At 71.8% G+C, this 20,862-nt stretch carries 19 protein-coding genes; 5 read left to right on the plus strand and 14 right to left on the minus strand.

Annotated elements, in window-relative coordinates; all coding sequences use genetic code 11:
* Positions 1–31: 31 nt before the first annotated feature.
* The 3 genes from FXF50_RS29375 to purN form a co-directional block, all read right to left on the minus strand.
* Positions 32–508 carry a hypothetical protein gene (locus FXF50_RS29375; protein ID WP_187399735.1) on the minus strand — a complete coding sequence of 159 codons (477 nt, stop codon included), beginning with the start codon at positions 506–508 and terminating at the stop codon, positions 32–34.
* Positions 509–768: 260 nt separating this feature from the next.
* A complete protein-coding gene (gene purH, locus FXF50_RS19425; RefSeq protein WP_148429873.1) occupies positions 769–2,340 on the minus strand; it encodes a bifunctional phosphoribosylaminoimidazolecarboxamide formyltransferase/IMP cyclohydrolase in 1,572 nt (523 codons plus the stop codon).
* Complete coding sequence (gene purN, locus FXF50_RS19430; RefSeq protein WP_091318225.1) at positions 2,337–2,957, minus strand: phosphoribosylglycinamide formyltransferase; 621 nt, start codon at positions 2,955–2,957, stop codon at positions 2,337–2,339. Before purN ends, purH begins: the two co-directional genes overlap by 4 nt.
* Positions 2,958–3,204: 247 nt before the next feature.
* Between purN and FXF50_RS19435 the strand changes: the two genes are divergently transcribed.
* Positions 3,205–3,813 (plus strand): DUF4190 domain-containing protein, encoded by a 609-nt coding sequence (locus tag FXF50_RS19435; RefSeq protein ID WP_148429876.1) that lies wholly within the window; start codon positions 3,205–3,207, stop codon positions 3,811–3,813.
* A gap of 61 nt (positions 3,814–3,874) precedes the next feature.
* Here the strand turns inward: FXF50_RS19435 and FXF50_RS19440 are convergent, their stop codons facing one another.
* The gene (locus FXF50_RS19440) at positions 3,875–5,206 is read right to left on the minus strand and encodes a DUF6350 family protein (protein WP_148429878.1); all 1,332 of its coding nucleotides are present in this window, start codon (positions 5,204–5,206) and stop codon (positions 3,875–3,877) included.
* Positions 5,207–5,365: 159 nt separating this feature from the next.
* Between FXF50_RS19440 and FXF50_RS19445 the strand changes: the two genes are divergently transcribed.
* Positions 5,366–5,635, plus strand: a complete 270-nt coding sequence (locus tag FXF50_RS19445) for a DUF4190 domain-containing protein (protein WP_148429880.1) — start codon at positions 5,366–5,368, stop codon at positions 5,633–5,635.
* A 57-nt stretch (positions 5,636–5,692) separates the two neighbouring features.
* Here the strand turns inward: FXF50_RS19445 and sucD are convergent, their stop codons facing one another.
* From sucD to FXF50_RS19465, 4 genes are all read right to left on the minus strand, one after another.
* The gene (gene sucD, locus FXF50_RS19450; protein WP_091262595.1) at positions 5,693–6,580 is read right to left on the minus strand and encodes a succinate--CoA ligase subunit alpha; all 888 of its coding nucleotides are present in this window, start codon (positions 6,578–6,580) and stop codon (positions 5,693–5,695) included.
* 2 nt (positions 6,581–6,582) lie between these two features.
* On the minus strand, positions 6,583–7,761 hold the full coding sequence (gene sucC / locus FXF50_RS19455; protein WP_148429882.1) for an ADP-forming succinate--CoA ligase subunit beta: 1,179 nt from the start codon (positions 7,759–7,761) through the stop codon (positions 6,583–6,585).
* A gap of 184 nt (positions 7,762–7,945) precedes the next feature.
* Positions 7,946–8,770, minus strand: coding sequence for a hypothetical protein (locus FXF50_RS19460; RefSeq protein ID WP_148429884.1), 825 nt, complete (start codon positions 8,768–8,770; stop codon positions 7,946–7,948).
* Between the two features lie 432 nt (positions 8,771–9,202).
* Positions 9,203–9,607, minus strand: a complete 405-nt coding sequence (locus FXF50_RS19465) for a cobalamin B12-binding domain-containing protein (RefSeq protein WP_148429887.1) — start codon at positions 9,605–9,607, stop codon at positions 9,203–9,205.
* A 386-nt stretch (positions 9,608–9,993) separates the two neighbouring features.
* Here FXF50_RS19465 and FXF50_RS19470 point away from each other — a divergent pair, with 386 nt between their 5' ends.
* Together FXF50_RS19470 and FXF50_RS19475 are read left to right on the plus strand one after the other, a co-directional pair.
* On the plus strand, positions 9,994–10,713 hold the full coding sequence (locus tag FXF50_RS19470; RefSeq protein WP_148429889.1) for a M23 family metallopeptidase: 720 nt from the start codon (positions 9,994–9,996) through the stop codon (positions 10,711–10,713).
* A 248-nt stretch (positions 10,714–10,961) separates the two neighbouring features.
* Complete coding sequence (locus FXF50_RS19475; protein WP_148429891.1) at positions 10,962–11,741, plus strand: M23 family metallopeptidase; 780 nt, start codon at positions 10,962–10,964, stop codon at positions 11,739–11,741.
* Positions 11,742–11,801: 60 nt separating this feature from the next.
* Here the strand turns inward: FXF50_RS19475 and pcrA are convergent, their stop codons facing one another.
* On the minus strand, positions 11,802–14,201 hold the full coding sequence (pcrA, locus tag FXF50_RS19480; RefSeq protein ID WP_148429893.1) for a DNA helicase PcrA: 2,400 nt from the start codon (positions 14,199–14,201) through the stop codon (positions 11,802–11,804).
* A gap of 289 nt (positions 14,202–14,490) precedes the next feature.
* Between pcrA and FXF50_RS19485 the strand changes: the two genes are divergently transcribed.
* Entirely contained in the window at positions 14,491–14,844 is a 354-nt protein-coding gene (locus tag FXF50_RS19485) for a chorismate mutase (RefSeq protein ID WP_148429895.1), read from the plus strand.
* A gap of 82 nt (positions 14,845–14,926) precedes the next feature.
* On the opposite strand, the gene FXF50_RS19490 is transcribed toward FXF50_RS19485, so the two are convergent.
* The 5 genes from FXF50_RS19490 to FXF50_RS19510 form a co-directional block, all read right to left on the minus strand.
* A complete protein-coding gene (locus tag FXF50_RS19490) occupies positions 14,927–15,943 on the minus strand; it encodes an ABC transporter ATP-binding protein (protein ID WP_148429898.1) in 1,017 nt (338 codons plus the stop codon).
* A complete protein-coding gene (locus FXF50_RS19495) occupies positions 15,936–16,964 on the minus strand; it encodes an ABC transporter ATP-binding protein (protein ID WP_107076493.1) in 1,029 nt (342 codons plus the stop codon). The genes FXF50_RS19490 and FXF50_RS19495 overlap by 8 nt, the downstream gene beginning before the upstream one ends.
* 25 nt (positions 16,965–16,989) lie before the next feature.
* Positions 16,990–17,973 carry an ABC transporter permease gene (locus tag FXF50_RS19500; protein WP_148429900.1) on the minus strand — a complete coding sequence of 328 codons (984 nt, stop codon included), beginning with the start codon at positions 17,971–17,973 and terminating at the stop codon, positions 16,990–16,992.
* Positions 17,966–18,892, minus strand: a complete 927-nt coding sequence (locus tag FXF50_RS19505; RefSeq protein WP_148429903.1) for an ABC transporter permease — start codon at positions 18,890–18,892, stop codon at positions 17,966–17,968. The genes FXF50_RS19500 and FXF50_RS19505 overlap by 8 nt, the downstream gene beginning before the upstream one ends.
* A gap of 149 nt (positions 18,893–19,041) precedes the next feature.
* Entirely contained in the window at positions 19,042–20,685 is a 1,644-nt protein-coding gene (locus tag FXF50_RS19510; RefSeq protein WP_148429905.1) for an ABC transporter substrate-binding protein, read from the minus strand.
* Positions 20,686–20,862 lie beyond the last annotated feature (177 nt).

Genomic DNA, 20,862 nt, shown 5'->3' on the forward strand with positions numbered 1-20,862 from the left:
GGGTCACGTCCGGCGGGCGACGCGGGCAGGGTCAGGCGGAAGCCGGTGGGCCGCGGGAGGTCAGGGTGCCGCGCGGCGGCATCGGGAGGGTGGGCTCGCGACGGTGGATCGCGACGGCCACCCGCTCGGGCGTGCCGCCGAGCCGCGGGGGCGCGGCCGGGAGGACGTCGTCGGGTCCGTCGCCGGCGGTGACGCCGGCGCGGTGGTCACCGCAGGGTCCGCCGGAGAACTCCGTCCAGAGCTCCGACGGGGCGTGGCCGGGCGTGCCGGGCGCGCCGGCGGCCCGGGGGTCGCCGGAGGAGGCGGGACGGTCCGGCGGGGTGACCGGCGTGTCGACGGCCCGCCCGTCCGGTGGAAGGACGGCGTGGCCGACGTGGTGGATCGACCGGTGCGCGGCGGTGACCACCGCGCCGGGCTGGTGGCTCTCCGCGCAGGCGGGCGCACCGAGGCCGGCCAGGACGAACGCCAACGCGGCGACGACGGTGCTCAACCGGTCGAATGCGCGCATGGGCAAACCTGTCCGAGGCGGGAGGCCGCTCGAGCGGGCGGCGCGGCGGCCGCGGGGCGGGAGCGAATCGAGCAGAGAACGGGAGGGGTCGATCGCTTGCTGCGGGACAACGCTAGCAACAACTTTCACAACCCGGCAACGGTCGACCCTCGTCCTTTCGGCTGGTCAGCCGTCCACTCGTGACATCGTCGGAACCGGGGAGGTCAACACATGAAACAGGGGCGCGGCCGGTCGGCCACGCCCCTGTCCTGGGTCGCGGATCAGTGGAAGAAGTGCCGGGTGCCGGTGAGGTACATGGTCACTCCGGCCTCCTTGCAGGCGGCGATCGTCTCCTCGTCGCGGATCGAGCCGCCCGGCTGGACGATCGCCCGGACGCCGGCCTCGATGAGGATCTTCGGACCGTCGGCGAACGGGAAGAACGCGTCCGAGGCGCAGACCGAGCCGCGGGCCCGGTCGGCGCCGGCCCGGCTCACCGCCAGCTGCGCGGAGTCGACCCGGTTGACCTGGCCCATCCCGACGCCGACGGTCGCGCCCTCCCGGGCCAGCAGGATCGCGTTGCTCTTCACCGCGCGGACCGCCCGCCAGGCGAACGCCAGGTCGCGCAGGGTGGCCTCGTCGGCCGCCTCGCCGGTGGCCAGCGTCCAGTTCGCCGGGTCGTCGCCCGCGGCGTCGATCCGGTCCCGCAGCTGCACCAGCACCCCGCCGGTGACCTGCCGCCACTCGGCCGGCAGCGGGTCGAACGCGGGGGCCCGCAGCAGCCGGATGTTCTTCTTCCCCCGGAGGATGTCCAGGGCGCCCTCGTCGAAGCCGGGCGCCACCAGCACCTCGGTGAAGATCTCCGCGACCTGCCGGGCCAGCTCGACCGAGACCGGCCGGTTGACCGCGATCACCCCGCCGTACGCGGACACCGGGTCGCAGGCGTGCGCCCGGCGGTGCGCCTCGGCCACGTCCGCCCCGACCGCGATGCCGCACGGGTTGGCGTGCTTGATGATCGCCACCGCCGGCTGCTCGGGGAAGTCGTTCGCGGCCCGCCAGGCGGCGTCGGCGTCGACGTAGTTGTTGTAGGACATCTCCTTGCCGTGCAGCTGCTCCGCCTGGGCCAGCCCGGCCGGGCTGGCCGGGTCGGCGTAGAGGGCGGCCGCCTGGTGCGGGTTCTCGCCGTAACGCAGCACCGCCTGGCGGCGCAGCGCCAGCCCGGCGAACGCGGGCCAGCCGTCGCCGGCCGGCGCCAGCTCGCGGGCGAACCACTCGGCGACGGCCCCGTCGTAGTCGGCGATGTCGGCGAACGCGCGGGCCGCGAGGGCCCGCCGCTGGGCCAGGGTGAAGCCGCCCTCGGCGAGCGCGTCCCGCAGCGCCGGGTACGCCGCCGGGTCGGTCACCACGGCCACCGAGGCGTGGTTCTTGGCCGCGGCCCGGACCATGGCCGGACCGCCGATGTCGATCTGCTCGACGCACTCGTCCTGGCTCGCGCCGGAGGCGACCGTCGCCTGGAACGGGTAGAGGTTGGAGACCAGCAGGTCGATGCCCGCGATGCCGTGCTCGTCGAGCTGGGCGGCGTGCGCGTCCCTGCGCAGGTCGGCGAGGAGTCCACCGTGGATCTTCGGGTGCAGGGTCTTGACCCGGCCGTCGAGGATCTCCGGGAAACCGGTCACCTGCTCGACCGGGGTCACCGGCACGCCCGCGCCGGAGATCGTCGTCGCGGTGCTGCCCGTCGAGACGATCTCCACCCCGGCCTCGTGCAGGGCTCGGGCCAGCTCGACCAGGCCGGTCTTGTCGTAGACGCTGACCAGCGCCCGCCTGATCGGGCGGCGGACGTCCTCAGTGGAACTCACGGGATGGTGACCTTTCTGCCGGTGATCGTCCAACCTTCACGGACCAGCCGACCGACCTGCTCGACGAGCTGGCGCCGCTCGGCGGACTTGATGCGCTCGGTGAGCGTCTCCTCGTCGTCGTCGTCCAGCACCGGCACGGCGACCTGGGCGACGATCGGGCCGGTGTCCATCCCGGCGTCGACGAAGAACAGGGTGGCCCCGGTGACCTTCACGCCGTACGCCAGCGCGTCGCGGGGACCGTGGATGCCGGGGAACGCCGGCAGCAGGGTGTTGTGCGTGTTCAGGTAGCGGTCACCGAACGCGGCCAGGAAGTGCGGGCCGACGAGCTTGAGGAAGCCGGCGCTGATGACCAGGTCCGGCCGGTGCTCGGCGACCCGGGCGGTGAGCGCCCGGTCCCAGTCCTCGCGGGTCGGGTGGTCCTTCAGCCGCTCCACGAAGGCCGGTACGCCGGCCGCGGCGGCCCGGTCCAGGCCGGCGATCCCGTCGCGGTCGGCGCCCACGGCCACCACCCGGGCCCCGTACGCGGGGTCGGTGGCGGCGTCCAGCAGGGCCTGGAGGTTGCTGCCGGAGCCGGAGACGAGGACGACGAGGCGGGCGACGGACGCGGGCTCGGTCACGCGGCAACCCTATCGGGCCTGCTGGCGTGTCCGACGCTCGGGCGGCCACGCCTCGGGTGATCTCCCTCGTGGCGTCGGCACGATACGCTGCCGTCGCCCGGTGCCGTGCGCACGCCCGGCCCGGCGTCGGCATCGTGACCTTGGTCCCGGGCCCGTGTGCCGCGGGCGTCCCGGTGTCCGGGCGGAATGATGAGCGGCAGACAACCGACCATGGACCGTCGACCCCCAGTTTGAGGAGCGCTCCGCAATGCAGCCCGGTTACCCCGGTCAGGACCCGCACGGCCAGCAGCCGAACCAGGACCCGACCTCCCCCCAGTACGACCCGTACGCCCAGCCCCCGCAGGCGCCCCAGTACGGCCAGCAGCCCACCTCGGGCCAGCCGTACGGGCAGGACCCGTACGCTCAGCCGCCGCAGGCCCCGCAGTACGGCCAGCAGCCCACCTCGGGCCAGCCCTACGGCCAGCCGACCTCGGGCCAGCCCTACGGCCAGCCGACCTCCGGCCAGCCCTACGGCCAGGACCCGTACGCGCAGCAGCAGCCGTACGGTGCCGCGCCCCAGTACCCGGCCGCCGGCTACCCGACCGGCGGCGGCCAGAACAACACGCTCGGGCTGATCGGCATGATCGCCGGTATCGCCTCGATCGTGCTCGGCCTCTGCTGCCCGCTGATCGGCATCCCGGCCGGCGTCGCCGGCATCGTGCTCGGCGTCATGGGCCAGAAGAAGGTCCAGGCGGGCGAGGCGAACAACGCCGGCCAGGCCAAGGCCGCCCTCATCTGCGGTGGCATCGGTGTGGTCATCGGCATCATCAACGCCATCGCCGGCGCCGCGATCAACCTGAGCAACTTCGGTTCCTGAACCGGCTCCACGAGGGGGCGTCCGGCACCGCCGGCGCCCCCTCCGCCGTCTCCGGCCCCGGTCAGCGCTCGGGGCGGCGGGGCGGCGGGGCCGTGGGGCGCGGGGCGGTGGGTGCGCCGCTCAGGGTGCGGCCGGCGGCGGCGCCGAGGACCGCGCCGACCGCGACCACCAGGGTGGCCACGCCCGCCACCGGCCAGGGCGACGGGCCGATCTCGGCCAGCCGGCCGGCGCCCAGCGGACCGCCGGAGGCCACCGCGGCCAGGCCGAGCAGCGCACCGGCGACCGGGCCGGCGAGCGCCGCCGGGACCAGCAGCGCCGACCACCCGACCGGCGCGCGCTCCTCGGCCGCGACCCGCAGCAGCCGGCGGGCCAGCAGCCAACCGGCCGCCATGGCGGCAAGCACCGGCACCGCGAGCAGCCCGGCGCCCAGCCCGTCCACCGGGCCACGCGGCAGCCCGGCCAGCAGCGGCACGGCCGGCAGCGCGCCCACGGAGACCTCGCTGGTCCGCACGGCGGTGTCGGTGCCGACGGCGAACCCGGGCCCGAGCAGGTAACTGGCCGACCAGACGGTGGCGTTCGGCGCGTACGCGAGGCTGACCAGGGTGATGCCCGCCTGACCGGCCACCCCCGTCCGGTACGCCCCGATCATGTCGGCCGCGTCGCCGCCCCCGGTCGCCACGGCCAGCCCGGCGGCCCCGGCGCCCGCGCCGAGCAGCAGCAGGCCGGCGACCAGCCCGGTGCGCACCCCGTCGCGCAGCGCCGCCGGGGAACGGCGGGCCAGCAGCACCCAGACGCCGGTGGTCCGCAGCGCGCCGACCAGGGCGGCGAGCCCGCCGAGGACCGCGAAGGTGAGCCCGGCCCGGACCGGGGACACGCGCGGCCCGCCGGCACCGACCACGATCGCGGCGAGGGCGCCGAGCAGCGCGTACCCGATGCCGACCCCGACCGCGACGGTGAGCGCCTGCCGGGGCGAGCGACCGCCCCGGGCGCCGATGGCCCGGCTGACGTGCACCCCGGCGCGGGTGAGCCGCCAGACGGCGAGGGCGGTCAGGGCCAGCGGCGCCAGGCCGAGCGGCCCGGCGGTGGTCTCCAACGGCACGCCGTGGCCGAGCAGCCAGCCGACCAGGCCGGCGCGGAGCGCGCCGGCCTGCGAGGCGGCGTCCTCGCTGAGCTGGGCCAGGCCGAGCACCAGGGTGACCGGCAGCCAGGACGTCACGGCGGCCCAGAGGGCCGCCACCCCGGCGGCGACGGGCAGCGGGGCCCGGCCGCGCGGAGGCTCCCCGGACCGGGGCGCGGGCACCCGCGGCGCCGGCGCGGCACGGCCGGTCGGCCGGGCTCCGGCGGCGACTTCGGCGGCGGGGCGGCGGGGCTGGTCAGGGGTGACGCGTGACATCGGCTCTACTCTGGCATGCCGCGCGGGTGACGGCAGTCCGATACCGCCGCGGGAGGGCGGCGAGTTCCCTGATCCACCGGCTCGGGGGCCCCGATCCGGTTTAGCCTCGGCCCAGGACGCGACCTTTCCTGTCGCGGCACCGACCGCTCGGAGGAAGCCGTGAACGCTCCGTATCCGCCGCCCCCGCCGCCACCGGCCGCCGGCCGGGACCGGACCACGCTCTGGGGCATCCTGGGGATCGTCACGGGCCTGCTCTGCTGCGGCATCCTCGGCATCGTCTTCGGTTACCTGTCGATCCGGGACGCGAAGCGCTTCGGCAAGTCTCCGCTGCTCGGCTGGCTGGCCATCGCGTTCGGCGTCGTCAACCTCATCGCCAGCGCCATCATCCGGTCCCGGGGCAACTACTACTCCCCCTACTGGTACCGGTAGGAAGCGTGAGGGGGCCGACCGGACCCGGTCGACCCCCTCGGCACGTCACGGGACCGCTCAGCGGCCGGACATGATCTCCCGCATCAGCTTGGCGGTCTCGGTCGGGGTCTTGCCGACCTTCACGCCGACCGCCTCCAGCGCCGCCTTCTTGGCGTCGGCGGTGCCCGCCGAGCCGGAGATGATCGCGCCGGCGTGACCCATGGTCTTGCCGGGCGGGGCGGTGAAGCCGGCGATGTAGCCGACCACCGGCTTGGTGACGTTGGCCTTGATGAACTCGGCCGCCCGCTCCTCGGCGTCGCCACCGATCTCACCGATCATGACGATCGCGTCGGTCTCCGGGTCCGCCTCGAACGCGGCCAGCGCGTCGATGTGGGTGGTGCCGATGATCGGGTCACCGCCGATGCCGACGCAGGTGGAGAAGCCGATGTCGCGCAGCTCGTACATCATCTGGTAGGTCAGCGTGCCGCTCTTGCTGACCAGGCCGATCCGGCCGGAGCCGGTGATGTCGGCCGGGATGATGCCGGCGTTGGAGGCGCCCGGCGAGGCGATGCCCGGGCAGTTCGGGCCGATGATCCGGGTCCGCTCGCCCTTGGCCACGTTGTACGCCCAGAACGCGGCGGTGTCGTGCACCGGCACGCCCTCGGTGATCACCACGGCCAGGTCGATGCCGGCGTCGATCGCCTCGACCACCGCGGCCTTGGTGAACTGCGGCGGCACGAAGATGACCGTGACGTCCGCCCCGGTCTCCTTCATGGCGTCCGCCACGGACGCGAAGACCGGCAGCTCGGTGCCGTCGAAGTCGACCTTCTGGCCCGCCTTGCGCGGGTTGACGCCGCCGACGACGTTGGTGCCGGCGGCGAGCATCCGCCGGGTGTGCTTGGAACCCTCGGAACCGGTCATCCCCTGCACGATGACCTTGGAGTCCTTGGTCAGCCAGATAGCCATTGTCAGACCCCCGCAGCTGCCAGCTCGGCGGCCCGCTCGGCCGCGCCGTCCATGGTGTCGACCCGCTGGATCAGCGGGTTGTTCGCGCCGTCGAGGATCGCCCGACCGGCCTCGGCGTTGTTGCCGTCGAGGCGGACGACGAGCGGCTTGGTGGCCTTCTCGCCGCGCTGCTCGAGCAGCGCCAGCGCCTGCACGATGCCGTTGGCGACCGCGTCGCAGGCGGTGATGCCGCCGAAGACGTTGACGAAGACGCTCTTCACCGACGGGTCGGAGAGCACGATCTCCAGGCCGTTCGCCATGACCTCGGCGCTCGCGCCGCCGCCGATGTCGAGGAAGTTGGCCGGCTTCACGCCGCCGTGCCGCTCACCGGCGTACGCGACCACGTCGAGCGTGGACATGACCAGGCCCGCGCCGTTGCCGATGATGCCGACCTCGCCGTCGAGCTTGACGTAGTTGAGGTCCTTGGACTTGGCGGCCTGCTCCAGCGGGTCCACCGACGCCTGGTCGACCAGGGCCTCGTGGTCCGGGTGCCGGAACGCGGCGTTCTCGTCGAGGGTGACCTTGGCGTCCAGCAGCAGCAGCTTGCCGTCCTTGGTCGTGGCCAGCGGGTTCACCTCGACCAGCGTGGCGTCCTCGGCGACGAACGCCTGCCACAGCTTGACCGCGACCTCGACCACCTGGTCGGCGACCTCGGCCGGGAAGCCGGCCGCGCTCACGATCTCGCGCGCCTTGGCCTCGTCCACGCCGGTGTTCGCGTCGATCGGGGCCTTGACGACCTTCTCGGGCGTCTCGGCGGCGACCTGCTCGATGTCCATGCCGCCGGCCACGCTGGCGATGCAGAGGAAGGTGCGGTTCGCCCGGTCGAGCAGGTACGAGAAGTAGTACTCCTCGGCCACGTCCGCGGTCACGGTGATCATGACCTTGTGGACCGTGTGACCCTTGATGTCCATGCCGAGGATGTCGGTGGCACGGGCCACCGTCTCCTCCGCGCCCTCGGCCAGCTTCACGCCGCCGGCCTTGCCGCGGCCGCCGACCTTCACCTGCGCCTTGACGACCACCCGGCCGCCGAGGCGCTCGGCGATCGCGCGGGCCTCCTCCGGGGTAGTGGCGACGCCGCCGGCGAGCACGGGCAAGCCGTGCCGCTCGAACAGGTCCCGCCCCTGGTACTCGTACAGGTCCACGATTGCGCGTCCCGTCCCGTCTCCGCGGCGCGCCGTCGCGCCGCCACCAGCGTTGGAAAATCAGTTTGACGCCTGTCATCAGATGAGACAGGTCATTTGCCGCAGCCTAACGAGATGGGAACCGGCGGCAACCGAGCGGGTGCGCGGTGTGCGGTAATGCACAGCCGTCTGCGCCGCGCCGGGCTCAGCCCACCCGGCAGCGACCGGCCGCGTATCCGACCACGGCTCGCATGATCTCGTCCTCGCTTCGGTCGGCGTGGTTGACCGTGGCGGTGAAGCCGGTGCCGAAGAACACCTGCTGCATCCCCGAGTCGAACGCGGTGAACGCCCCCAGCCCGCTGCCGACCCGCGGGTCGCGCGGCTTGACGCAGAGCATCTTCTCCAGCGCCCACCGCCGCAGGTAGATCCGGTCGATCGCCTCCCACGGCAGCCAGATCGCCTGCCCCCGGCTCGGCCGCGTCTTGATCCACAGCCCGGCCGGCCCGAGCGCGAGGACCGGGCCGCCGGAGGACACCAGCCAGAGCTGGAGGCCGACCGGCACGACGAAGAAGAGCAGCACCACCGGGATGATGAAGAGCACCCCGGCGCCGCCGTCCCCGGACAACGCGGCCAGGCCGATCGGGCAGGCGATCACCAGGCCGACCACCAGGGTCACCAACCCGAGGGTCAGCGCCCGCTTGCCCAGGCTCGGCCGGACCACGAACGGCAGGTCCTCCGGGATCCGCTTCGTCGTCGGCGGCCGCTGCGCCGGCCCGACCCCGAAGGGGTACGCCGGCGGCGCGGCCGGCCAGCCGGGCGCGGGCTGCTGGTGGGGAGCGCCGTGCTGCTGGTGCGGCGCGGGCCAGCCGGGCGCGGGCTGCTGGTACGGAGCGCCCCAGCCGCCCGGAGCCGGCTGCCGCGGCGGGGGCCAGCCCTGGCCGGGTTGCTGCGCCGGCCACCCCGCGGGCGGTGGGGGCGGCGTGGGCCGGCCGCCGGCGGGGTCGGGCTGCGGGTACGGCGGCTGGGTCACGGCGGGCTCCCGGCGGGGGTCGTCGACCGCGGGACGCGGTCCGGGCAGGCACACGATACGACCCGGGCCCGCACCGCGAGGCCCTGGAAGGCGGCCCGTCCGAGGTGTCCGGAACGCGGGCCGTCAGCCGTCCGGGGGATGTTGTGGAACAGGCGTAACCCCCTGTTGGGGGCGTCGTTGAGTCTGATGTCGGAGCGCTGGTCAGGCGCGACGACGGGAGCGGCCGATGCCCTGTCGGTCGAGGGGTGGCGGCGGGGCATCGTGCATAGAGGGGCCGGGCGTGTGAGGGGTGCGTCCGGCCCCTCCCCCTGTCCAGAACCCGCCGCCCGCCCACCTCAACGCCGGCGCGCGGTGTTCATCAAGAGGTTCGCGTCGGGCCCGGACTCGTTCCTGACCCGAACTTCTTGATCGACACCTGTGGCGACCCGCGGGTCAGGCGACCGGCTGGGCCACGTTCTCCCGGACCCACTCCACGATCGACTGCGTGGTGGCGCCGGGGGTGAAGATCTTGGCGACGCCGAGCCGCTGGAGCTCCGGGATGTCGGCGTCCGGGATGATGCCGCCGCCGAAGACCACGATGTCGGCCGCCTCGCGCTCGGCGAGCAGTTCGAGGACCCGCTTGAAGAGGGTCATGTGCGCGCCGGAGAGCACCGACAGGCCCACCGCGTCGGCGTCCTCCTGGATCGCGGTCTCCACGATCTGCTCCGGGGTCTGGTGCAGGCCGGTGTAGATGACCTCCATGCCCGCGTCACGCAGGGCACGGGCGACGACCTTCGCGCCCCGGTCGTGGCCGTCCAGGCCGGGCTTCGCGACGACGACCCGGATACGAGAGCTCATCAGCGCACACCTTTCACCGGCTCCGGCACTCCTGACCTGAACGAACGGTAACCCGCCCCACCCGGGGCCGGAAACCCGGGCTGCGCCTTACCGCCCCACCCCGCCCCCGGGAAGCCGAACACCTCCGCCGATCGGTCACTGTCCGCGACGAACGGGCAGTTGCGGGGCCACCCGACCGGGGGTACGAGCTATGACAAGAGCGGATGGAAACGGACAGAACGAAACGCCAATTCGGCGCTTCGGCTTGTGACAGGAGTGGCGGTTGGCTAACGTGTCCACGGTTGTCATCAGGTCCACGGACGGGTGACGACGCGACACCGGAGGTTCGACCGAGCTTCACCGAACGGTCCGGAGTCGCATCGGATCCCCGACAACGGAGGGTGTGCGTGCGCCAGCGCCTGTCGTCTGAGCCCGATAGATATCGCGGCCGCCGCCGCGTACCCACCCCCCCGCGGAGCCGCTACGCGGCGGTCGTGACCACCGCCTTCGTGGGCGCCGGCATCGTCGCCCTCGGCGCGAACGCCCTCCCCGACGCCAAGAGCGTCAGCCCGTCGGTCCTCGACGAGCTCAGGCAGGCCTCGATCACCAGCCAGGACGCCGCGGCCCGGGCCGACAGCGCGGACCGCGCCACCCGTGACGACCGCGCCGCCGGCAAGACCGCCACCGAGCAGGACGTCTGGCTGCTCCCCCTGCACGGCTACGACTTCCAGTCGCCCTACGGCATGCGCTGGGGCAAGCTGCACACCGGCGTCGACCTGGTCGCCCCGGAAGGCACCCCCTACACGGCCATCCACGACGGCACGGTCACCAAGGCCGGCTGGTTCGGCGGCTACGGCTACGCGGTGATCGTCCAGCACGCCGACGGCAGCGAGGCCATCTACGGTCACTCCTCGGCGGTCACCGTCAAGGAGGGCCAGCAGGTGAAGGCGGGCCAGCAGCTCGGCCTGGTCGGGAACACCGGCCACTCCTACGGCTCCCACCTGCACCTCGAGATCCATGTCAAGGGCCAGCCCGTCGACCCGGTGGCGTGGCTCAAGGACCCCTCTCGGGGCGTGGACATCCAGCTCGAGGTCGAGGCGGTCTACAGCGAGGTAGCCGCGTCCTGACGCTCCGTAACGCCCGTTGACCGCCCGGATCGGCCGATCCGGGCGGTTTCGTTTGCCCCAAAGTCTGCTGGGTCACAGTGGCAGATGTGAGCGGCCACACAGCAGATCATGATCCTTTTCGGCGCTAAACCTCCCAGACCGGGCGGACCTGGACAGCCGGCCACTCCCGATTCCCGGCCCTGCGCAACCCCATACCCGGCGACCTGCCGGCCGACACCAGTATTTCGAGGTCACGTGCCCCTCGACTGATGAAGGTTTCCGTGCAGGAAGACAGCTCCATCCAGAACGAGAACACCCCGGACAACGCTCCCGCCCGGCACCGGCGCCAGCGCCCGGTCCGGCGTACCGCATATGTCGTCGTCGGCGCGGTGGCCCTCCTCGGCCTCGGCCTCGGCGGTGTCTCCGTCGCCACCGTCGACCACGGCGCCCCGACCCCCGCGGCGGTCGACTTCGACGCCCAGGCGCGCGCCGAGGCCGCCACCCGCGCCGACCGCTCGACCCGCGAGTCGACCGCCCCGGTCACCCCCTCGGCCACCCCGGCCAGCCCGTCGGCGAGCCCGAGCACGGCCAGCCCGAAGCCGACGAGGACCGCCCCGGCCACGCCGAAGAAGACCACCAAGCCGAAGCCGGCCTGGGTGATCCCCATGAAGGGCGCCGAGATCACGTCCTGCTTCGGGCAGCGATGGGGCACCCTGCACGCCGGCATCGACTTCGCCATGCCGGCCGGCACCCCCATCCACGCCGCCGCGGCGGGCACCGTGGTCAAGGCGGGCGACGCCGGCGACGGCTACGGCAACTCCGTCTTCGTCGACCACGGCAACGGCTACCTGACCCACTACGCCCACCAGAGCCGGCTCATCGTCAGCGTCGGCGACAAGGTGAAGGCCGGGCAGGTCATCGGCTACGAGGGCTCCACCGGCGACTCCACCGGCCCGCACCTGCACTTCGAGGTGCACAAGGGCGCCATGTGGAACCAGATCGACCCGGCGCCGTTCCTGCGGGCCCGGGGCATCAACGTGGCCTGCTGACGGCCACGGCACGAGGGAGGGGCCCGGTCCGGAACGTCGCCGGGCCGGGCCTCACTCGGCTCAGAGCTTGTCGATGGGGGCGTGCCGGAGGACCAACCACATGGTCTGGTCGCCGAAGTCGATCTGCGCACGGGCGCCCGGCCCGTGCCCCTCGACCGCCAGCACCCGGCCGAGGCCGTAGCGCTGGTGGTTGACCCGGTCGCCCACCGAGACCTTGGGCGCCTGCTTCAGCTCGCTGGCGGTGGCCAGCCCGCTGGCGTCGACCCCGAGCCGCTTGGCGAGCTGGGTCGCCTTGGGCGTGCCCCCGGTGAAGCCGCCGCGCCCGCCGGGCACCCGGTCCGCCCGGCCGCCGACGCCGCCGCCCCCACCGGCCCACGAGGTGTACGACCCCTCGGTGCGCTCCCAGCGGACCAGCTCGGTGGGCAGCTCCTCCAGGAAGCGCGACGGCGGGTTGTAGGCCGGCGCGCCCCACGCCGAGCGGGTGACCGCCCGGGACAGGTAGAGGCGCTGCCGGGCCCGGGTGATGCCCACGTACGCCAGCCGCCGCTCCTCCTCCAGCTCGCGGGTGTCGCCCAACGAGCGCAGGTGCGGGAAGACGCCGTCCTCCAGGCCGCTGAGGAACACCACCGGGAACTCCAGCCCCTTGGCGGTGTGCAGCGTCATGAGGGTCACCACGCCCTGGTGGTCGGGGTCGTCGGCGGGGATCTGGTCGGCGTCGGCGACCAGGGCGACCTGCTCCAGGAAGCCGGCCAGGGTGGCCCGCTCGTCCTCCTCGCCCAGCGCCTCGATGCGCTCGGTGTACTCCCGGGCGACGCTGACCAGTTCCTGGAGGTTGTCCACCCGGCCGGCGTCCTGCGGGTCGAGGCTCTCCTCCAGCTCGGCCAGGTAGCCCGAGCGGGTCAGCACGGCTTCCAGCACCTCCTCCGGGGTGCCGGTGGCGGCCAGCTCGCGCGCGTCGTCGAGCAGCGCGACGAACTCGGCGATGCCGTTGGCGGCCCGGGTGGAGATGCCCGGGGCGTCCTTGGCCCGGCGCAGCGCCGCGCCGAAGGAGATCCGGTCGCGGCCGGCCAGCGCCTCCACGCACGCCTCGGCCCGCTCCCCGATGCCCCGGCGCGGGGTGTTGAGGATCCGGCGCAGGCTCACCGTGTCGTCGTCGTTGACCACGGCGCGCAGGTAGGCCAGCGCGTCGCGGACCTCCTTGCGCTCGTAGAAGCGCACCCCGCCGACCACCTTGTAGGGCAGGCCGACCCGGATGAACACCTCCTCGAAGACCCGGGACATGGCGTTGGTGCGGTAGAAGACGGCCACGTCGCCAGGGCGGGTGTCGCCCGCGTCGACCAACCGGTCGATCTCCCGGGCCACCCAGTCCGCCTCGGCGTGCTCGGTGTCGGCCACGTAGCCGACGATCTGCTCGCCGGCCCCGGCGTCGCTCCACAGCCGCTTGGGCTTGCGGGAGGTGTTCCGGTCGATCACCGCGTTGGCGGCGTTGAGGATGGTCTGGGTGGAGCGGTAGTTCTGCTCGAGCAGGATCGTCCGCGCGTCGATGAAGTCGCGCTCGAACTCCAGGATGTTGCGGATGGTGGCGCCGCGGAACGCGTAGATCGACTGGTCGGCGTCACCGACCACGCAGAGCTCGGCTGGCGGGATGCCCTCCGTGCCGGAGACCAGCTCCTTGATCAGCACGTACTGGGCGTGGTTGGTGTCCTGGTACTCGTCGACCAGCACGTGCCGGAACCGGCGCCGGTAGCTCTCCGCGACGTGCGGGTGCGACTGGAGCAGGTGCACCGTCGTCATGATGAGGTCGTCGAAGTCCAGCGCGTGCGCCTCGCGCAGCCGCCGCTGGTAGAGCGTGTACGCCTCGGCCAGCGCCCGCTCGTTGGGGCCCTTGGCCCGGCCGGCGAACTCGTCGGGGTCGACCAGCTCGTTCTTCAGGTTGGAGACCTGGGCGGCCAGGCCGCGCGCCGGGTAGCGCTTCGGGTCCAGGTCGAGCTCGCGGGCGACCATCTGCATGAGGCGGCGGGAGTCGTCCGCGTCGTAGATCGAGAAGGTGGACTTCAGGCCGGCGTGCTCGTGCTCGGCCCGCAGGATCCGGACGCAGGCCGAGTGGAAGGTCGAGACCCACATCAACCGCGCACGCGGCCCGACGAGGGCGGCCACCCGCTCCTTCATCTCGCCGGCGGCCTTGTTGGTGAAGGTGATCGCGATGATCTCGCCGGGGTGCACGTCCCGCGCGGCGAGCAGGTAGGCGATCCGGTTGGTCAGCACCCGGGTCTTGCCGGAGCCCGCGCCGGCGACGATGAGCAGTGGGGAGCCGGCGTGGGTCACCGCGTCCCGCTGGGGGCCGTTCAGGCCGGCGAGGAGTGCCTGCGGGTCCGCCGGCCGGGCCCCGGGCCGGTGCGGCGGGGTCGGCCGGGGCTCCGGCGCGGGCGGGGACGCGGGGATGTCGAAGAGAGGATGCATCGCACGGCGAGTCTATGCCGACGGCCGGACACTTCCCGCCCACGCGGCCCCGACGAGACGAAGGCGTCACGTCCCACCTGTTGGCGGGTTTCCTTGCGCGCCCGCCCCGCGGGTCGGCATACTCGACGGCGTGTTCGGTCAGCGCTTCTACTTTTACTACGGCACCGGGAGTCCGGCAGCCGTGGGTCGCGCCTGATCACAGACCTACGAAAGCCCCGGGCTCCTGGAGCCCGGGGCTTTTCCGTCCCGGGATCCGGGTACCGGGCCCGAGACCCCGAGGGGTACGACGATGATGACTGACGTGGTGGAGTCCAGCGGCGGCCTGGCACGGCACGACGGGACCGCCGGCGGTGACCCGACCGGGGCCGCGGCGGCCCGGACCGGCACCGGCGACTCGGCGGCGGCCGAGCGGATCAGCGAGATCCGGGAGCGGATCGACGAGATCGACCGCACGATCATCGCGCTCTGGCAGGAGCGGGCCGCGCTGTCCCAGGAGGTCGGCGCCACCCGGATGGCCTCCGGCGGCACCCGCCTCGTCCTCTCCCGGGAGCGGGAGATCCTGGAGCGGTTCCGCCAGGCGCTCGGCGCGGACGGCACCCAGCTCGCGCTCCTGCTGCTGCGCGCCGGCCGCGGACCTCTGTGAGGGCCCCGGCGGCGCGCAGCCGCCGGATACGACGAACCGCCTGCCGGCGTCGCTGTGACGCCGGCAGGCGGTCCGGGGTGGATCAGGCCGCCGGGTGGGTGGCGACGATCTCCCGCTTCTCCGCGAAGTGGCAGGCGCTCGGGTGGTCCGAGCCCCGCCGGATCTGGAGCAGCGGCACCTCCTGGGCGCAGATGTCCTGCGCCTTCCAGCACCGGGTGCGGAACCGGCAGCCCGACGGCGGGCTGACCGGCGAGGGGACGTCACCCTGGAGCCGGATGATCGCCTTGCTCTCCCGCACGGTCGGGTCCGGCACCGGCACCGCCGACAGCAGCGCCTGGGTGTACGGGTGGGTCGGCCGCTCGTAGATCTCGTCCTCGGTGCCGACCTCCACCATCTTGCCCAGGTACATGACGGCGACCCGGTCGGACAGGTGGCGCACGACCGACAGGTCGTGGGCGATGAAGACGTACGAGAGGCCGAACTCGGCCTGGAGCTTCTCCAGCAGGTTCATCACCTGCGCCTGGATCGACACGTCCAGGGCCGACACCGGCTCGTCGCAGACGATGACCTCGGGCCGCAGCGCCAGCGCCCGGGCGATGCCGATGCGCTGCCGCTGGCCGCCGGAGAACTGGTGCGGGTACCGGTTGATGTGCTCCGGGTTGAGACCGACCAGGTCGAGCAGCTCCTTGACCTTGTCCCGGCGGGACCGCCTCGGGGCCACCTCGGGGTGGATCTCGAACGGCTCGCCGATCAGGTCACCGACCGTCATGCGCGGGTTCAGCGAGGTGTACGGGTCCTGCATCACCAGCTGGATCTGCCGGCGCAGGCGCCGCAGCGCGCCGCCGGAGAGCTTGGAGATGTCCTGGCCCTTGTAGAGCACCTGGCCGGCGGTCGGCTTCTCCAGGTTCATCAGCACCCGGGCCAGCGTCGACTTGCCGCAGCCGGACTCGCCGACCACGCCCAGGGTCTCGCCGGCCCTCAGGTCGAAGGAGACGCCGTCGACCGCCTTGACGTGACCGATGGTCTTCTTGAACACCACACCCCGGGTCACGGGGTAGTGCTTGACCAGGTCACGGACCTCGATGATGTTCTCAGTCACGGTTCACGAGCTCCTCGGCGAAGTGGCAGGCGCTGGCCCGCCCGCGGCCCAACTGCAGCAGCGGGGGCACCTTCTCCCGGCACACCGGCTGCGCCATGGGGCAGCGCGGGTTGAAGGCGCAGCCCGGCGGGATGTTCATCAGGTTCGGCGGGAGGCCCTTGATGGTGCGGAGCTCCTGCCCCTTCTCGTCCATCCGCGGGATCGAGTTGAGCAGGCCGAGGGTGTACGGGTGCGCCGGCTTGGCGTACAGGTCGTACACGTCGGCTTCCTCGACGATCCGGCCGGCGTACATGACCGCGATCCGGTCCGCGACGTCGGCGACCACGCCGAGGTCGTGGGTGATCAGGATCATGCCCATCTGCCGCTCCCGCTGGAGCTCGCCGAGCAGGTCCATGATCTGGGCCTGCACGGTCACGTCCAGCGCGGTGGTCGGCTCGTCGGCGATCAGCACCTCGGGGTCGAGCGCCAGCGACATGGCGATCATGGCGCGCTGCCGCATACCACCCGAGAACTGGTGCGGGTAGTTGCTGTACCGGCCCTTGGCGTTCGGGATCTTGACCTGGTCGAGCATCTCGATCGCGCGCTTCTTGGCGTCCGAGCGGCTCATGCCGCGCCGGATGCGGAACTGCTCGGCGATCTGGAAGCCGACGGTGAAAACCGGGTTGAGGGCGGAGAGCGAGTCCTGGAAGATCATCGCAATGCCTTCACCACGGATCCGGCGCCGCTGCTCGGGGGACATCTTGAGCATGTCCTTGCCGTGGAAGCGGACCTGGCCCCCGGTGACGAAGCCGGGCGGGGTGTCGAGGATGCCCATGATGGTCTGCGCGGTGACGCTCTTGCCGGAGCCGGACTCGCCGAGCACGGCGAGGGTCTCTCCCGCGTCGACGTGGTACGTCACCCCGTTGATGACCTTGGCGACACCGTCCCGGGTGCGGAACTCCACCCGCAGGCCGTCGACCTCGAGCAGGCGGCCCGAGGGGCGGCCGGATCCGTCGGCGCCCGGCGCGGACTGCTCGGACACGAGAATGTCGGACAACTCAGTTCCCCTATCGGAGCTTCGGATCGAGGGCCTCGCGGACCGCCTCGCCGAGCATGACGAAGCTCAGCACCGCGGTGACGAGGAACGCGGAGGGGAAGAACAGCAGGAACGGCGAGACCCGGATGTAGTTCTGCGCCTCGCTGATCATGATGCCCCAGGAGACCACCGGGCTCTTCAGGCCGATGCCCAGGAAGGACAGCGTGGCCTCCGCGCCGATGAACGAGCCGACCATGATCGTGCCGTAGACCAGCAGCGGGGCCAGGCAGTTCGGCAGCAGGTGCTTGAGGATGATCCGGCCGGTGCCGGCGCCCAGCGCGCGGGCCGCCACGATGTAGTCGGCCTCCTTGGTGGCGAGCACCGAGGAGCGCATCAGCCGCATCACGACCGGCCAGCTCAGCACGGTCAGGGACAGGATGACCAGCCCCATGATCGTCCACTCGCCGTTGTCGGTGCCCGAGCCGTTGAACGTGGTCAGGATGACGATCGAGCCGAGCACGAACGGCAGGCCGAAGAAGATGTCCGCGATCCGGGAGAGCAGCGCGTCCACCCAGCCGCCGCGGTAGCCGGCGATGATGCCCATCGCGCCACCGAACAGCAGGGTCCCGATGGTCGACAGCAGCGCCACCACGATCGAGGCACGGGCACCGTAGATCACCCGGGCGTACACGTCGCGGCCCTGCACGTCGTAGCCGAACCAGGCGTCGGACGACGGCTCGACCCGGCTGCGGGAGAGCGCGCCGTTGACGGCGTCGCCGGAGGTGAACAGCGAGGGGAACGCCGCCATCACCACGAAGAGCAGGATGAACGAGGCGGAGATCCAGAACAGCGGCTTGCGGCGCAGGTCACGCCAGGCGTCGCCGAGCAGGCCGCGCGGCTTCTGCTTCTTCGCGTTCTCCGGCAGGCCGGCGTTGGTGGGCGCACCGGAACCGGCCTCGGTCGGCATGGTCGCGGGCGGCGTCGAGACGATCGACGCGGTACTCGGGTCACTCATAGCGGATCCTCGGGTCCAGGGCGGCGTAGAGCAGGTCCACCAGCAGGTTCATCACGAGATAGACGAGCACCAGCACCACCACGATGCCGACAACGGTAGCGCTCTCCTTGGTGACGATCGCCCGGAGCACCTGGCGGCCGATGCCGTTGATGCCGAAGATGCCCTCGGTGATGATCGCGCCGCCCATCAGGGCGCCGAGGTCGGTGCCGAGCAGGGTGACGACCGGGATGAGCGAGTTGCGCAGCAGGTGCACGCCGACGACCCGGCGCATGGGCAGGCCCTTGGCGATGGCCGTACGGACGTAGTCGGCCCGCCGGTTCTCGGCGATGCTCGTCCGCGCCACCCGGGCGATGTACGCCATCGAGGCGCTGCCGAGCACGAAGCCCGGCACGATCAGCTCGCTGAACCGCATCTCGTTGGAAACGGTGGGGGTGATAACGCCCCACTTGACGCCGAGGAGCCACTGGAGCACGAAGCCGATGACGAAGACCGGCAGCGCGATCAGGAACAGGGTGGAGATCAGGACCAGGTTGTCCAGGAAGCCGTTGCGCCGGAGACCGGTCAGGACACCCGCACCGAGGCCGATGACGGCTTCGATGGCGAGCGCCACCACCGCCAGCTTCAGGGTGTTGGGGTACGACGTGGCGATGATGTCGCTGATCTCGCGACCGCCGAACGTGATACCGAAGTCACCCTGGAAAAGGTTCTTCATGTAGCTGGCGTACTGCACCCAGATCGAATCGTCGAGATGGTACTTCTCGGTCATCATGGCCCGGTAGTTCGGCGAGCAACCACGGTCGCCGCACTTGCCGGCGAAGGGGTCGCCGGGCACCGACCAGACGAGCCAGTAGATCAGGAACGTCGTGCCGATGAACACCGGCACGAGTTGCAGCAGCCGTCTCAAGAGATAACGGCCCATGGGGTGGTCCTCCAGACAGGGGGCGCGTCGGACTGCCGACACGGGTGGTGACGACAACGTGCGAGGGGTTTGTTGTACACCCCCTCGCGGAACGGCCCCGGGTCGGGCTCACCGGTAGGCGAGCCCGACCCGGGGTCAGACCGTTCGGATCAGAGCTCGACCGAGGTGATGTCGAGCTCACCGACGTTGCTCAGCTCAAGCTTCTTGATCTTCTCGGAGTGGCCCGACTGCTCGCCGCTGAAGTAGATCGGCATGGTCGGGACGTCCTGGTCGATCAGCTTGACGGCCTCGGCGAACTTCTTGTGGGCCTCCTCGAGGCTGGGGGCCGAGGAGGCCTCCTTGGCGAGGGCGTCCACCTGCGGGTTGCTGTACTTGCCGTCGTTCGAGGAACCACCGGTCACGTAGAGCGGGTTGATCCAGTTCTCCACGTCCGGGTAGTCCTGCTGCCAACCGGCCCGGTAGGCACCGGTCATCTTGTAGTTGTTGATGTTCGCCCGGAAGACCGCGAAGGTCGGCACGCCCACGGCGACGGCGTCGATGCCCAGGTTGGTCTTGATCTGCTGGGCGACGGCCTCCATCCACTCCTTGTGGCTGGCGTCCGCGTTGTACGACAGGGTGAGCTTGCCCTGGAAGCCACCGGCCTCCTGGAGCAGCTGCTTGGCCTGGGCCGGGTCGAACTTGCAGGCGGTGCAGTTGCCCGGCTCGGCGCCCGGGGTCAGCGGGTTGGCCCAGCTGTCGGCCGGCTTCCGGTTACCGAAGAAGATCTTGTCGGTGATCTCCTGCCGGTTGATCGACAGGGAGATCGCCTTGCGCAGCTTCGGGTTGGTGAAGCGCTTGTCGTAGATCGGGAAGGCGATGATGCCGGTCGACGGGATCGTCGTCTGGATCGCCCGGTCACCCAGGTCGTTCTTCCACTTGTCACCGGCCAGCGAGGAGACCGGGACCTGCTGCTGGAAGTCCAGGTTGCCGGCGAGCAGGTCGTTGTAGGCCGCCGTGTCGTCCTGGTAGATCTTGACGGTGACGTCCTTGATCTTCATCTTGTCGCGCAGGCTGTAGTCGTCGAAGCGGGTGAGCTTGATCTCGACGTCGTCCTGCCAGGAGACGAGGCTGACCGGGCCGTTACCGATCGGCTTCTTGCCGAACTCCGCCGGAGTGGTCTTGAAGAAGGCGTCCGGCAGCGGCATGAAGGCGCTGTAGCCGAGCTTGGTCGGGAACACGGCGGTCGGCGCGGAGAGCGTGACCTCGAAGTTCCAGTCGTCGATGACCTTGAGGCCGGACATCTCCTTGGCCTTCGGCTCCGGAGCCTTCTTCGGGCCGTCCGGGCCGTCCGGGTCCTCGGTGTAGGTGTCGTTGAAGCCCTGGATGTCGGCGAAGAACGAGGCGTTCTGCGCGCCGCTCGGGCCGTACGCAGCCCAGTTCCAGGCCTTGACGAAGTTCTCGGCCTTGACGGTGGTGCCGTCGTGGAACTTGGTGTTCTGCTTGATCTTGATCTTGAAGACCTTCGAGTCGCTCGTGTCGATCGACTCGGCCAGCAGGTTCTGCGGGGCCCCACCGTTGTTGGGGTACTCGACCAGGCCACTCCACAGCCAGTCGACGATCTTGCCGCCACCGGTCTCGGTGGTGTTCGCCGGAACCAGGGGGTTCTCCGGCTGGGTGCCGTCGATGACGATCGCGCCGTCCTTGCTGGCGCTGGCGCTGCCACCGTCGTCGTTGCCGCTGGAGCAGCCGGACGCGACGAGCGCGAATGCCGCGCCCACCGCGAGCGCGCCGCTCGCCCGCTTCGAGACTCTCATTCCGAGGGGCCTCCTCTTTCTAACCTGGTTCCGTCGTGGGTTTCACGCACGTTTGGGGGGTGACACCACCGACGACCCGAACCACAGGGCCATCGGCTTACCGCAGAGGAAATCGGGACACCCCAGGGGTACCGATCCGCCGGGCGCCACACCCTTCGGCGAAGACACCGCGCAGGG

Source organism: Micromonospora sp. AP08, from assembly GCF_008085935.1.
Taxonomy (GTDB): domain Bacteria; phylum Actinomycetota; class Actinomycetes; order Mycobacteriales; family Micromonosporaceae; genus Micromonospora; species Micromonospora chersina.